Below are 14,443 nucleotides of genomic sequence, written 5' to 3'. Positions count from 1 at the left end.
ATTTCGAAATGCTATTTAGTGGATGACGCGGATTTGAGTGCTTCTTCAATGAACTTGTTATTTACGACTTCCGATACATCAATCTGCCTGCGGATGGTTCCAATCGACTTCTGGAAATCCGCGGTCTTCTGAAGTTCTGTAATAATATCCTGACTGACCGGAATGTTGATGGACTTGGACCGCTTCAACATGCCTCCGACAATAGCCTCAGGAATTTTGTAGTCTGCCGCATATTTCTTGGTGGCCTCAGCTGAATTCTGCTCTTCCCACAGCCGGGATTTCTCCAGCACGGATAAATAAGTGGTGACAAGCTCCGGATATTTATCGGCGATCTCTTTACGAACAATCACAAAGGACGGGGCAAGAACGCCAAGAGACTCGCCTTCCGCCAGCACTTTTCCTTTTCCGGTAAGCGTGTTAATGGTGATAAAAGGATCCCAGGTCGCCCAGGCATCAACCTTCCCCGAGTCAAAAGCAGGCTGAGCCTCATTTGGCTGAAGCTGGATGATCTGCACCTCCGACGCTTCAATTCCGGCATCATGCAGTCCACGCGTCAAGAGGTTATAGGCATTGCTTCCCTTGGTAACGGCAACCCTTTTGCCTTTCAAATCCTTAATATCCTTGAGCGTGCTGTTCGCCGGTACAATGATCGCCGTGTTCTGCTTCCCGTCAAGAATCTGGGAGATAATCTCGAACTTGATCCCCGCCGCTTGGGCAGCGATCACAGGCATATTCCCGAGGGCTGCGAAATCCAGCTTGTCAGAAGCCATGGCCTCTGTCATCGGCGGTCCGCTCTGGAATTCCGCCCATTCCACTTTGACGCCCAGCTTCTCGAAGGCCTGCTCATACCATTTCTCTTCTCTCGCCTTGCCATATAAGCCGCCGCTTCCTTGAACACCCAGCTTAAGGGTGAGCCCCTGATAATTCTTCTTGCCGTCCGCTGTCGTAGCTGCGCCTTGGTCTTTGGATGCGCATCCTGCAGTAGTGAGTACAACCAACAGCATCAGCACAGCAAATATCCGCTTCTTCATATCATTCTCTCCTCTAGTAACTTCAAATTTTATAGATTAATGATGCACTGCATGGGCTTAAATCCCTGCTCCCAGATCAAGCGCGGGTTCTTCGCCTTTCTCGAAAGCCTGGAGAACCAGGCGGCGCAGTTCCTGGAAGGAAGCTCCGGTTCTTGAACGGGGGAATGGCAGGTCAATCGGCAGAATTTCGCGAATATGACCCGGTCTGGGATTCATGATGACAACCTTCTCCCCGAGAAAAACGGCCTCATCGAGATCATGGGTGACGAATAGCATTGTTGTCTTGTTGTTCTGCCAAATATCGAGCAGCACTTCCTGCATGTGGGCTCTTGTAAAAGCATCCAGCGCGCCAAAGGGCTCGTCGAGCAGAAGCACATCAGGACTGCGCAGCAGCGCTCTTGCAATGGCAACACGCTGGGCCATGCCTCCCGACAGCTCACGGGGATAGGCTTTCTCGAATCCTTTGAGCCTAACGAGCTCGATTAGTTCATCGACCCTGCGGCGGACGGCCGGTTGCTTAAGGGACAGGTTGGCAGCGATGTTCTTCTCTACAGTCAGCCAGGGGAACAGGCGCGGTTCCTGGAAGATTACCCCTTTCTCAATGCCAGGACCGGTGATCGGTCTGCCGTTCAGCTCGGCCTTGCCTTCGTACCCGGTGTCCAGACCTCCTACGATCTTGAGCAGGGTGCTCTTGCCACAACCGCTGGGGCCGATGAGGGTAATGAACTCTCCCTGCTTGACCTTGAGCTGAATATTCGAGAGAGCATGGACAGGACCCGCGGGAGAAGCGAAAGTACGATGGAGATGTTCGATGACCAATGAATGCTCAGACATAACCGTGCCTCCTAAAGTTTATTAAACAAACCTGTTTAATTGGTTTTATGAACAAAAGAGAAGGCAAGGGATACAGGACGGCATAATTCATGCGCGCTAGTATGCCTATTGCCAAATCTCCAGCTGTCTGGTCGATAATGTGATAATGATCATTGCAAATTTGATAAAACCACAACTTGAATATGTATTCGGTTTGTTATGAGCATTCTATCAGGGGAGGTTTGAGGGTGTCAATCATTTTTTTCCTATGAGTTAACTCGGGAATTAAATGTCTATGCCGTTCAATAGATCTTACGCCTGGAACAGCCGTATCAATCCATCGACTTCAATGGATATGGGAATCTCGAATCCCGGTGCCTGCTGAAGCGTCAAGCCTTGAATCAGACTGACCAGATAAAAGGCCAGCTTCAGCGGATCGCCTTGAGTGATAGTCCCTTGCTGCTGCCCTTCCTCCATAATGCGGGCGAGAGGCTGAAGGTTCGCCGTGAATCTATCGGTTACGGCTTGTCTGATCTCCAGCGGCACCGTATCCGTAGTTCTGGCGGTCTGGAGCATGATCGTATAGGCCCAGTTAATTGGATTGGCAAGCCAGCCCGCGGCAAAATCATGCAGCTTGACAAGTGCAGAGGTCCCTTGCTCCTCAGCCAGCTCCGACACTCTCTTTCCATAATCCAGCTGGCCCCGTTTCAGCACCTCGGCAAAAATTTCATCCTTTGATCTGAAGTAGTGATACATTGTACCGATGCTGATTCCGGCTGCTTTGGCGATGTCGCTAATGCTTGCCGATCCGAATCCTTTAGTAGAAATAACGGTTATGGCCGAATCCAGGATAAGCTGAATTCGTTCATCTCTGACTCTTAGATCACGTTCCACATTTCTGGGGCACATATTGACTCCTCCTTGAAAAGACTGCTCTTATATTGAATGCTCATCTATGGACTATAATAGACAGTTGAAAAGCGAAAGTGCAAAAATAATATTTATTTCCATAAAAGGTATTGACTATAGCTGAGGCAAAATGTAATATAACATTCAAATCATAGTAAGTCGATTGGTTTTATGTTTGAATCGACCGGACCACCGGAGACACGATCATCTTGGAGATGAATGTGTCTTTTTTTGCTGCAGCAAATGTATAAGGCCAGTTCATCCGCTCTAAAAGCCCATATCAAATTGCAGATGGAGGTTGTTCTCATGAATCCTATTTCTAAAATTGCCGGTACGGCTATGGCCCTGCTGCTTGTATCCTCGCTGGCGTTGTCCGGTTGCAGCGAAGACAAAACCCCATCGGCAAGTGCAGCCGGCCAGAATGGCCTCGAGGTCGCCGAGCTTCGTTATCAGGGAAGCGTGGGTGCGGTTACCTATCCCGAGCTTGCTGAAGACCTCGGTTATCTGGCTCCGCTCAAATTGAAGTTTATCGGTAACACAATCAGCGGACCTCAGGATATCCAGTCTGTGGTTACTGGAGATACCGACTTCGGAGGAGCCTTTAACGGTGCGATTGTCAAGCTGCTTGCTGCCAAAGCCCCGATTACTCCGGTCATTGCTTACTACGGGGTTGATGATAACACCTGGAGCGGATATTACGTGCTGGACGGGAGTGCTATTAAGACAGCCCGGGATCTTATTGGCAAAAGAATCGCCGTTAACACGTTAGGAGCCCATCACGAATTCGTGATTAAAGAGTACCTTCACAGGCAGGGCCTGACTCAGGATGAGATCAACCAGGTTACGCTGGTTGTTGTGCCGCCGGTTACAACGGAACAGACGCTGCGGGCCAACCAGGTGGATGTAGCAACTCTTGGCGGGATCCTGAGGGACAAAGCGCTGGAGCGCGGAGGAATTCATCCCCTTTTCACAGACAAGGAGCTGTTCGGAACGTTCAGCGCAGGCAGTTACGTGTTAACCAAGGAATTTATCAAGAATAATCCAAAGGCGGCGCGGAAATTCGTGGAGGCCACAGCCAAAGCGATTGAATGGGCAAGAACGACTCCGCGTGAGGAGGTTGTGGCCAGGTACGAGAAGATTATCAAGAACCGCGGCCGCAAGGAGGATACCAAGGCGATCAAGTACTGGAAGAGTACAGGGGTTGCGGGGAAGGGAGGACTTATTTCCGAGAAGGAATTCAGCACGTGGGTTGATTGGCTGGTTAAGGAAGGCACGATCAAGCAGGGAGAGCTGAATCCGAAGGAGCTGTATACCAATGAGTTCAATCCTTACTTAAAAGAGGCAAAGTAACTCACATCATAATCAGAAAAGGGGTGTTCATGATGAGTGTCGATTCCGCTAAAATCAGCATTCAGCAGGTGAACAAGGCTTTTCACGTCCGGCGAAGACCCGGAGACTTGAAAGGCAGCAATCAGTCTGTAAAGGCACTGGACCATATTAATCTGGACGTGAGACCGGGCGAATTCATGGTAATTGTAGGCCCATCGGGGTGCGGAAAGTCCTCTCTGCTCGATCTTCTCGCAGGTCTGACCAAGCCTACCAGCGGACAGATCCTTCTGGATGGCAAGCCGATAACAGGTCCGAATCTGGACCGGGGAATTGTGTTCCAGCAGTATGCCTTGTTCCCTTGGAAGACGGCGCTGGCCAATGTGGAGTTCGGCCTCGAGACGAAGGGGGTTCCGCGTAAGGAGCGGCGCGCTATCGCTCAGGAATACATCGAGCTTGTAGGCCTTGCCGGTTTCGAGCACCGTTACCCCCATGAACTGTCCGGCGGGATGAAGCAGCGGATCGCCATCGCCAGAAGCCTGGCCTACGATCCGGATGTGCTGCTGATGGATGAACCTTTCGCCGCGCTGGATGCCCAGACCCGGGAGTCGCTGCAAAGTGAACTTCTGCGGATCTGGGAGGCGACGAAGAAGACGATTATCTTCATTACTCACGGGATTGAGGAGGCCGTCTATTTGGGCCAGCGTGTTGCTGTCATGACCTCAAGGCCCGGAAGGATTAAGGAAGTCATTGAGATTCCGTTCGAGGCAAGAACGTCAGAGGAGGATCTGCGTGCGCATCCGGACTTTGTCAGATTACGGCACCAAATCTGGGATTTGCTGAAGGATGAAGTCAAGCTTGCCCAGGAGCAGGAGAAGGACCGCAGTCTGAAGTCGGGCAGCGGCAAAATATCCGGGAAGGGGGCTGCTACCCATGGCTAATACGGGAGCAGGAGCGGGAGAAGTGCTTGTCAGATTGGAGCAGAAGAAGGTGGAGAGAACCCAGAGAAAAGCACTGGACTGGGCCATAGAGAAGCTGCATCTGGCTTTCAGGTCATCTATTGTCATTATTGCATTTATGGTTCTGTGGGAAGTGGCTCCGCGTCTCGGCTGGACCAATGCAACCTTTCTGCCCCCTCTAAGCGAAGTGCTGAAGACATGGTGGAGCCTGCTCCTCTCGGGGGATCTGGCTGAACATATGGAGGTCAGTCTGGTTCGTTCTATTGGAGGGTTTGCCTTGGCCCTGGTGGTAAGTGTTCCGCTGGGTCTGGCTATCGGCTGGTGGAAGAGCGTAGCGCAGTATCTAAGCCCGCTGCTTGAGTTATTCCGTAATACAGCGGTACTCGCGCTGCTTCCGGTATTTATTATGCTGCTCGGTCTCGGAGAGACCTCCAAGATCGCCATTATCTTCTATGCCTGCGTATTTCCACTGCTGCTCAATACGATCAGCGGGGTCAGAAATGTGGATCCTCTGCTGATCCGATCCGCCAGATCAATGGGGCTATCTCCCATCCAGCTGTTCCGGAAGGTGGTACTGCCCGCTTCTGTTCCTACCATATTTGTGGGCATCCGCCAAGCCGGATCGGCCTCCATCCTGGTCCTCGTCGCTGCCGAAATGGCAGGAGCCAAGTCGGGACTCGGGTATTTCATTCAGTACACGCAGTTCAGCTTTCAGATTACGGAGATGTACGCAGGGATCATTACGATCTCGATCTTTGGGGTCATTCTGAATTACGCGCTCGTGACTTTGGAGAAGAAATTGACCGCTTGGAAGCAGGTCTCGAACGAGTAGGACGTGTAAATCGATCTTTTCAACTTATACAGTAAATACCACGCCCATTATGAGGAGGAAACCCTATGAGCAAGAGTACACGGCAAATGAAACTTGGAGCTTTTCTGATGACACCCGGCCATCACGTGGCAGCTTGGCGATTCCCCGGAGCGGAGGCTTCGGAAGTGCTGAATCTGAAATTCTACAAGAAGCTGGCCCAGACCGCAGAGCGGGGCAAATTCGATATGCTGTTTCTGGCGGACGGGTACTCGGTCTCCGAGAAGTATGCTGAGGCGGTAGCCCAGACCGTAACCGTACGTCCTGAGCCGATTACTTTGCTGTCCGCCTTGGCTGCCGTAACGGACCACGTTGGACTTGCTGGAACCGTATCGACTACTTATAACGAGCCTTATCATGTGGCCAGAAAGTTCGCCTCACTGGATCATTTGAGCAGCGGGCGCGCGGCATGGAACGTGGTTACCTCTGCGAACCCGGATGAAGCGCTCAATTTCAACAAGGAGAGCCATCTGCTTCACTCCCTTCGCTACGAGCGGGCGGAAGAATTCCTTAACGTAGTTACGGGTTTGTGGGACAGCTGGGAGGACGATGCCTTCTTATTTGATAAGGACAATGCGGCTTTTGCCGATAGAAGTAAGCTGCATACCCTCCATCACAAAGGGGAGTGGTTCTCGGTTAAGGGGCCGCTGAATGTAGCCCGTCCGGTTCAGGGGTATCCGGTGATCATACAAGCCGGTTCATCCGAGCCCGGCAAGGAGCTTGCCGCACGCACAGCCGAGGTGATATTCACAGCGTGGCAGACGCTGGAAGAAGCCCAGCGCTTCTATAGTGATGTGAAGGGGCGACTAGCCAAGTATGGACGCTCGCCGGAGGACCTGAAGATTATGCCGGGGGTATTCCCGATTATCGGAAGAACGGAAGAGGAGGCGAAAGAGAAAAAAGCGCTTCTGGAGCAGTTGATTCCTAAGGAGGCGGGGATAAGTCTGCTGTCCCAGCTGATCAGCTTCGATCTATCGCCATATCCGGTGGATGGATCGCTCCCGGATCTTCCGGAACTGGATCAAATTAATGGAGGCAAGACCCGGTTCACTCTGCTGAAGGACCTGGCAGAGCGGGAGAATTTGACGATTCGCCAGTTGTATGAGCGGATTGCCGGGGCACGTGGTCACCGTGAGATACTCGGAACTCCCGTACAAATTGCGGATCAATTAGAAGAGTGGTTCCTAAGCGGAGCGGCAGACGGATTCAATATTATGCCGCCGTACTTGCCGGGAGGGCTTGAAGAATTCGTGGATCTGGTTGTGCCCGAGCTTCAGAAGCGGGGATTATTCCGTACCGAGTACTCAGGTACAACCCTGCGGGATCATCTCGAATTGAAGCGGCCGGTGCATCCTGCCGCCTATGAAGATGAAGCCGTGCTGTACAGTGCCAACTAAAGCATTTTTCTGGTTCTTGGCGGTTAACTCTTAACGGTACCAAATCCTGTTAAAAGGATCCAAATAAAAGGAGGAACTCATGATGAGCAATCTGGTGAACAAGGAAGTTATCAAGGGTATTCAGGTACAGCCGATCTCGGGCCGAATTGGAGCAGAGATTCACGGAGTTCGGCTTGGTGCAGATCTGGATGCAGGGACAATTGCCGAGATCCGTCAGGCTTTGCTGAAGCACAAAGTAATCTTCTTCCGCGGACAGGAGCATCTGGATGATGCAGGACAGGAAGCTCTTGCGGGTATATTCGGGGCTCCGGTTGCCCATCCAACAGTGCCGATTAAGAATGGAACAGAATATGTGCTTGAGCTGGACTCGGCTCACGGAGGCCGGGCGGATTCGTGGCACACGGATGTGACCTTTGTAGATGCTTATCCTCAGGCTTCGATTCTCCGTTCCGTGGTGATACCTGAAGCAGGGGGAGATACCGTCTGGGCCAATACCGCCGCGGCGTATGATCACCTTCCAGAGGAACTAAGGAATCTAGTGGACCGGCTGTGGGCCGTGCACACAAATCAATATGATTATGCAGCCCACCGCGAGCAGATTTCGGAGGAAGCGGCTCGCCATCACAAGGAAGTGTTCGTCTCCACCCTGTATGAGACCGAGCACCCGCTTGTGCGTGTGCACCCGGAGACCGGGGAACGGACGCTGCTGCTAGGACATTTTGCGAAGAAAATTATAGGTCTCTCCGCGAACGATTCTGCACAGCTGATCTCACTGCTTCAGTCCCACATCACCAGCCTCGAGAACACGGTCCGCTGGCGCTGGTCCGTTGGGGACGTTGTGATCTGGGATAACCGGGCTACACAGCATTATGCCGTTAATGACTACGGGGATCAGCACCGGGTGGTTCGCAGAGTGACTATTGAAGGGGATGTCCCTGTCAGTATTGATGGGCGGAAGAGCAGGAAGTATACGAAGGTGAGTCCAACCTCTGCGGAGGATGCTCAGACGGCTTAGAACGCTTGTAAGATAGAGATTAGATAAATTAAACTATGAAAAGGTTAGCCGAAGGCACGAGGAGATTGATTTATAAGCTGCTCGTGTCTTTTCCTTTACTATGCAGAGATGGGGGAAAGTGGATAGGTCTACTAGGATTGTCAAGAAAAATTTCGGATGGAATTTTAATCGATTTTTAATAAAGTAGGGTAAACCTTGAACAGGTGGGAGTTTGCGAGTACTGAGGTACATAATGGAAGTTTCAAATATGTTACTTTGGGGTAGGTGGTTCACGCCACCAATACGAACACAAGGGAGTACATCATGAACAACACGAACATTAGACGTATTGGTAAAACCATCGTAGGAATCAGTCTGAGTCTTGTGGTATCTATGTCCGGAAGTGTCTTATTACCCTCTGAATCAGCACATGCGGCTGCAAGTGCAACCGCTGTCAATAGCACAGCAGCAAATCGTATTATTGCCTCTGGTGAACAGTTCCTGGGAACCCCGTATCAGTTCGGGGCTCAAGGCGGAGTAACCAGCAGCTTTGATTGTTCTTCTTTTACCCAGTATCTCTACAAGCAGGTTGGCATCCGCCTTCCACGCTCTTCCAGGGACCAATCCAAGGCTGGCAAGTATGTATCCAAAAGTCAGCTTAAGCCAGGAGATCTAGTGTTCTCCGATACGAACCGTGATGGTCTGATTAATCACGTAAGCATTTACATTGGGAATGGAAAGCTGCTCCATACTTACCGGGTAGGAATCGGTGTCACTATTTCTACGTTCAAGGGAAGCACCTGGGACAGAACTTACGTGACGGCTCGCCGCGTGCTGTAAGCGGACAAGCTCTATTAAGAAGAATTCGACTCTTGTTAAGAGAAACAGTTACAAGATCATGCATGCCTAAGCTTAAGGGAGTCCGGGGGACTCCTTTGCTTGGGTCGAATTCGGTAAATTCTTGGGCAGATAGGGTTGCAGGACAATGTAATGATATGCTATATTAATCTGGTCGGGAAAATTAAAATACGGGGCCTTAGCTCAGCTGGGAGAGCGCATCGCTGGCAGCGATGAGGTCAGGGGTTCGATCCCCCTAGGCTCCACCATAAATAAGAACCTTCAAACCCTTGTTAATCAAGGGTTTTTTATTTTCTCTTCGTCAACTTTATGAGCCGAAAAATATGAACTTTGGGAAATGGGGATGGATAGGGGACGAAAAAACTGCATGGCCTAGTTAGGGCATCTCATTGGTAGTGCATCCCTGCGAATTTTCAATTTTTTTACTTGGCACCATAGCTCAGCTGCTGTTATTCCCCGCAAAAGTCCTTTCAAGCTTATATGAGTTGAGTTACCTTGAAATTGAAAGACTCATTAATAGATGGATTTGAGGTTTTCTAGTGTTCGTGTTCATAATATGTTGCTTTCTGAAAAACGGCGCCACAGGGATACTGTGACGCCATTCCGAGCTTTATTGGAAGATCCCAAGGTTTAAAAGATACTATTTCAACTCTTTTTGACACCTCTATTAGTTAATTCAGCACTCAATCTTTATTTTCCTCAATCTTAAACTTGGCGACAACTTCTTTTAGTTCAACTGCAATATTCGATAACTTGGAGGCAGAAGCATTGATCTCGACCATGGATGCTAATTGTTCTTCGGTTGCTGCCGAGACATGCTGTGTACCGTTTGCTGTATCTACGGATACTTGACTTACTTCTTGAATCGCTTCGGCTACAGATTCCGCGCCGGTTGACAGCTGCTCAACAGCAAATGCCACTTCATCGATTTGATTGGATACGACTCGTATTGCGTCCTGAATTTCCCCAAATGCCCGACCTGCACCATTTACAACATCGATGCCATTGTTGACTTCTTGTGTGGTCAGGACCATGCTTTGGACAACCGTCTGCATTTCGCTTTGAATTAGCCCTATCAATTCCGAAATTTGTATTGCTGATAACGATGATTCTTCAGCCAACTGACGCACCTCATCGGCAACAACGGCAAAACCTCGTCCATGCTCACCTGCCCGGGCAGCTTCGATTGCCGCATTCAAGGCCAGGAGATTGGTCTGATTCGAAATATCGCTAATTGATTTCGAAATGATCTCGACCTGCATGGAACGCTCTCCGAGTTCGGTGATCGCATGATAAAGATTCGTTACTCGCGTATTAATCGCATTCATTTGCTGAATAGCGTTCGAAATGGAGGAAGCCCCTTCTTCGGAACGCATGGAGGCTGTTGCGGAAGTAGCGGAAACCGTTTTGGCGACATTCGCGATATACTGCGTTTTTTGGGCCATCTCATTCATGATAGTAGAACTGCGCTGCGCGCTTTGTGCTTGATTTTCCGCACCAACCGAAAGCTCTTGCGTGGTTTGAGCAATGTATTCAGATGCCTGACTACTTTGCTCCGAGCTTAGATTAAGTTCGCTGGAGGAAGCAGCGACCTTCCGAGAAGTATCGCTCACGGTACCGATCAGCTCACGTAGAGCTTTCATCATTTGATTGAACGAAGAGGTCAAAACGCCCAGCTCATCTCTAGACGTATACGTCCCAGTGACCGTCAGTAGTCCTTCGGATGCTTGCCTCATCAGATGTTTGACTTCCTGTAAGGGTCTCGTTACGCTTTGGGTAATGAAATATCCCACCAGCAAGGATAGAAGCAGTCCTCCGGCAATGACGGTGATAACGATGGATGTCATTTGTTGATTATCTGCTTTGTTGTTCTCATACACCATTTTTGCGTCTGTTATGTGAAGCAAGACAAGGTCGTCAATGAGTACTTCCATTTTTGATAGACTGGGTAGAACACCTTCTTCGTAATACTGATAAGCTTCGTTATTTTTATTTTCTACTGCAAGTTGTATAAGCTGTTCTCGATTTCCTATGTATTCCTTAGTCATTTGATCGAGTGCAGTCATTTTCTTTAATTCTTCGGAATTATCTGTTTGAAACTCCTGGCGAATAGCGGTTGTTTCATTTGTAATTTCACCAATTTCTTTTTTTAACGTCTGATTTTCAGAAACGTCAGTTGTAAGCATCAGTTCAATTAACTTCGACTTGACCTTCTGTTCATTGGCCTTAATGGTGATTAGGGCAGAAGTCGGAAGGAGCTTTTGCGAATACATGTCCTCCAGCTTATTCTGCGCATCGTATTGTTGATACAAAGAAAGTACCCCTAGCATCATAAAACCTAGTAGTGAAATACTGATAAGCAGGGATAGCTTTTGACCTATTTTTAAATTACGAAATGCTTTCATAGATGTTTCCCCCGTTGTATAAATTGATTGACTATAAAATGAATCGGAATTATTGTGTAAAGATTTTTGTGAGTGTTTTTCGGAAATAGCGTTTGTGCAAATGGTGCACCACGAGCGTCGAAAAGAATCATTTGGCGGTTCTAAACGAATGTACTTAGGCCTTTATACCATGTAAAGCAACATTTATAGCATCTTTAAATAGTATCTGTAGATCCTCTGAATCATAGCCGAAAATAGGGGAGATACTTAGATTGGAAACGAGATTATAGAGAATAACGCTGACATTATCGATATTCATGTCTTTGGAGAATTCTCCGCTTTCTTTACCTTCTATAAGTAATAATCGGATGATGTTAAACTCCGGTTCGAACAAATCTAGTATTGATTTGGCAAGAGGTACTTCCTTTGTAGAAGCAACATATTCTGGGATGGTTTTCGTTAATGGTTGCTGCACCTCAATCCCATATAACTGGCCCCATAAATGCAATTTATCTATTGCACTTACTTCATGAATGGAGAGTTTGTTCCATTTTTCAACGAATGAAATAGAGGCTTGACTAATGCAATATAAGTAGAGGTCCTCCTTATTTTTAAAGTGATAATACACAGTTCCTTTACTAAGGTTGGTTTCTGATCTTATGTCCTCCATGGTTGTAGCGGCGTACCCTTTGTATTCAAAAATTTTTGTTGCTTTATCCAGAATCAATTTCTTGGTTTCATTACTTTTCCCACCAATAGGTCTAGCCAAATTGTCTCACCCTTGTCGTAAGTTAATGTGTCTTCACACTTATAGTATTACAAAAATAAATTTGTTACAAAAGAAATTTGACCAAACGTCCGAATAATTTTATAATGATGGCATGATGATTGAGGGCTTTTTTTTAGAAGTACTCGGACGATCGTCCGAATAAGTGCTTTCGAAAGGTGGTTTTCGTAATGATTAAGAAAACAGTTTTTTGCAATATATCGGACGATCGTTCAAATATGTTGAATGAATTGAAGTGCGAGCTGTAATTCGTCGTTTGGTTTATAAAGAGGAAGTCTCAGTTTCATAATGATTTATAACAAACGTTCAAAATAGGTAATTAGGATGTAAGTCCAACAATTTGAGTGGAGAGATGATAAATGAATCTTATGTTCAGAAACAATGGAGCCCTGGGTTTACTGATGGTTAATATTTTTCTTGCCATGGCAGCTTACGGGTTAGTTGTTCCTGTGATGCCGACTCTAATGCGGAACCTAGGATTAAACGGGGCTAGCGTTGGGTATTTAACGGCAGCTTATGCAGTCACACAATTATTATTCTCACCATGGGGTGGAAAACTTAGTGACACCATGGGCAGAAAAAAATAATTGTTATTGGTTTAGCCATGCTGGCTATTGCGGAAGCCATTTTTGGTTTTTCCTCTTCCGTATACATGCTAATTCTGTCCAGACTGCTAGGCGGGGCAGGGGTCGCCCTCATTTTTCCAGGAGTTATGGCATTTACAGCAGACATAACCACCGAAAATGAACGCGCCAAAGGGATCGGCTATTTATCGGCAGCGATGTCGACTGGTTTCATTATCGGCCCGGGATTAGGCGGGTTTTTAGCAGAGTATGGCGTTAGAGTTCCTTTTTATGTTGCTGCAGCCGTGGTAGGATTTGTGGCTCTTCTGTCGTTGGTTGTCTTACCAGAATCGATGAAAAAGGCCTATCCTCTTGAATCTCATTTGCCTTTGGAGAAGGAAGGTCTCCTCCGCCAAATATGGCAGAGTCGAAATGCACCGTACTTTGCAACATTAGTCGTATTACTTGTACTTGGATTTGGACTTTCGAACGTCGAAACTGTTTTTGGACTGTATTTGGATGCCAAGCATCAATTAGGTCCTAATGATATCGCACTCATTTTGACAATCGGCTCTATTGTGGGTGTAGTTATCCAAGTTGGTTTGTTAGATGTGCTTGTTAAACAATTTGGTGAGATGAAAGTCATGTATCTAAGCCTTGCACTTGGTGGGGCCTCGATATTTATTATACTTTTCGTTCACTCCTATTGGGCTATTACCATTGTTACGACGCTCATCTTTGCTTCTTTTGATCTGACTAGACCTGCAGCTAGCAGTCTGCTGTCAAAAGCTGCTGGAGAAAGACAGGGGTATGTGGCGGGATTGAATTCAACATTTACAAGTATTGGAACAATAATGGGTTCGGTGGCAGCTGGGATCTTATTCGATGTATCGTTCTCGCTGCCCTATATAGCTGCTGGCGCAACATTTCTCATTTGTCTTTTTGGGCTGAGGCTTCGCCAAGGAATAAAACAATCCTCATAAAGACCATTTCAATTAAGGGGGCAAATAACCATTTCCAATACAAAGAAATTAATTAAATGGTTACCATCATTTATTACCCTTGGGAACTTGAGTTGTGGGATCTTCGCAATCTTGATGTTGTGGTGGGATAGAGAAGTTGCGGTATTACTAATCATCATAGGAATGATATTCGATCTACTGGATGGATTTGCTGCTCGAAAGTTGCATGCAGAAAGTTTGTTTGGGCAAGAGCTTGACTCATTGTGTGACATTGTGACGTTTGGCGTTGCTCCAGCATTAATAATCTACGTTGAAACACTTCATCATCTGAACATGACAGGTGTTTTACTTGTCACATTATTTATTATATGCGGTGCAATTCGTTTGGCACGCTTCAATATACAGGCAGGCCAGATGAATGACTTCCTCGGCGTCCCTATTACATTTGCTGGCGGGCTTTTGTCTATTTACTCTCTATTTGCCTCGCAATCAAAAACCAGTCTTACCGTAGTCGTTGTCATTCTACTAAGTATTCTTATGGTCAGTCGAGTTCGTTTTCCGAGTTTGAAGAAATGGTTGAAATGATCAGATT

At 47.7% G+C, this 14,443-nt stretch carries 12 protein-coding genes, 1 tRNA gene and 1 pseudogene; 9 read left to right on the top strand and 5 right to left on the bottom strand.

From position 1 onward, the window contains the following. Positions 1-11 precede the first annotated feature (11 nt). The 3 genes from ACEN86_RS14970 to ACEN86_RS14960 all read right to left on the bottom strand — a co-directional run bounded on the left by ACEN86_RS14970 (position 12) and on the right by ACEN86_RS14960 (position 2,753). Entirely contained in the window at positions 12-1,031 is a 1,020-nt protein-coding gene (locus tag ACEN86_RS14970; protein ID WP_495631399.1) for an aliphatic sulfonate ABC transporter substrate-binding protein, read from the bottom strand. A gap of 57 nt (positions 1,032-1,088) precedes the next feature. Further along, on the bottom strand, positions 1,089-1,865 hold the full coding sequence (locus ACEN86_RS14965) for an ABC transporter ATP-binding protein (protein WP_495631398.1): 777 nt from the start codon (positions 1,863-1,865) through the stop codon (positions 1,089-1,091). A gap of 291 nt (positions 1,866-2,156) precedes the next feature. Beyond that, positions 2,157-2,753, bottom strand: coding sequence for a TetR/AcrR family transcriptional regulator (locus ACEN86_RS14960; RefSeq protein WP_495631397.1), 597 nt, complete (start codon positions 2,751-2,753; stop codon positions 2,157-2,159). Between the two features lie 306 nt (positions 2,754-3,059). Here ACEN86_RS14960 and ACEN86_RS14955 point away from each other — a divergent pair, with 306 nt between their 5' ends. The 7 genes from ACEN86_RS14955 to ACEN86_RS14925 all read left to right on the top strand — a co-directional run bounded on the left by ACEN86_RS14955 (position 3,060) and on the right by ACEN86_RS14925 (position 9,403). Continuing rightward, positions 3,060-4,103 carry an ABC transporter substrate-binding protein gene (locus ACEN86_RS14955; protein WP_495631396.1) on the top strand — a complete coding sequence of 348 codons (1,044 nt, stop codon included), beginning with the start codon at positions 3,060-3,062 and terminating at the stop codon, positions 4,101-4,103. Positions 4,104-4,132: 29 nt separating this feature from the next. Next, a complete protein-coding gene (locus tag ACEN86_RS14950; protein ID WP_495631395.1) occupies positions 4,133-5,020 on the top strand; it encodes an ABC transporter ATP-binding protein in 888 nt (295 codons plus the stop codon). Further along, entirely contained in the window at positions 5,013-5,870 is an 858-nt protein-coding gene (locus tag ACEN86_RS14945; protein ID WP_495631394.1) for an ABC transporter permease, read from the top strand. Before ACEN86_RS14950 ends, ACEN86_RS14945 begins: the two co-directional genes overlap by 8 nt. A 65-nt stretch (positions 5,871-5,935) precedes the next feature. Next, positions 5,936-7,303 carry an LLM class flavin-dependent oxidoreductase gene (locus ACEN86_RS14940; RefSeq protein ID WP_495631393.1) on the top strand — a complete coding sequence of 456 codons (1,368 nt, stop codon included), beginning with the start codon at positions 5,936-5,938 and terminating at the stop codon, positions 7,301-7,303. An 82-nt stretch (positions 7,304-7,385) separates the two neighbouring features. Continuing rightward, positions 7,386-8,318, top strand: coding sequence for a TauD/TfdA dioxygenase family protein (locus tag ACEN86_RS14935; protein ID WP_495634315.1), 933 nt, complete (start codon positions 7,386-7,388; stop codon positions 8,316-8,318). A 303-nt stretch (positions 8,319-8,621) separates the two neighbouring features. Beyond that, on the top strand, positions 8,622-9,137 hold the full coding sequence (locus ACEN86_RS14930) for a C40 family peptidase (protein WP_495631392.1): 516 nt from the start codon (positions 8,622-8,624) through the stop codon (positions 9,135-9,137). Positions 9,138-9,327: 190 nt separating this feature from the next. Further along, positions 9,328-9,403: transfer RNA gene (locus ACEN86_RS14925), tRNA-Ala, on the top strand. Positions 9,404-9,838: 435 nt separating this feature from the next. Here ACEN86_RS14925 and ACEN86_RS14920 read toward each other — a convergent pair. Continuing rightward, positions 9,839-11,560 (bottom strand): methyl-accepting chemotaxis protein, encoded by a 1,722-nt coding sequence (locus ACEN86_RS14920; protein ID WP_495631391.1) that lies wholly within the window; start codon positions 11,558-11,560, stop codon positions 9,839-9,841. Between the two features lie 154 nt (positions 11,561-11,714). Then, positions 11,715-12,308: a TetR/AcrR family transcriptional regulator gene (locus ACEN86_RS14915; RefSeq protein WP_495631390.1), complete on the bottom strand. Its 594-nt coding sequence runs from the start codon at positions 12,306-12,308 to the stop codon at positions 11,715-11,717. Between the two features lie 377 nt (positions 12,309-12,685). Between ACEN86_RS14915 and ACEN86_RS14910 the strand changes: the two are divergent. Together ACEN86_RS14910 and pssA are read left to right on the top strand one after the other, a co-directional pair. Next, positions 12,686-13,872 (top strand): annotated as a pseudogene (locus ACEN86_RS14910) (MFS transporter). A gap of 24 nt (positions 13,873-13,896) precedes the next feature. Next, positions 13,897-14,436 (top strand): CDP-diacylglycerol--serine O-phosphatidyltransferase, encoded by a 540-nt coding sequence (gene pssA / locus ACEN86_RS14905; RefSeq protein ID WP_495634314.1) that lies wholly within the window; start codon positions 13,897-13,899, stop codon positions 14,434-14,436. The last annotated feature ends 7 nt before the right edge of the window (positions 14,437-14,443 follow it).

The sequence above is a fragment of the Paenibacillus sp. Paensp111 genome, assembly GCF_059492195.1.
Note: the sequence above shows the minus strand (reverse complement) of the source record. Positions and strands in the feature narration are given on the sequence as shown.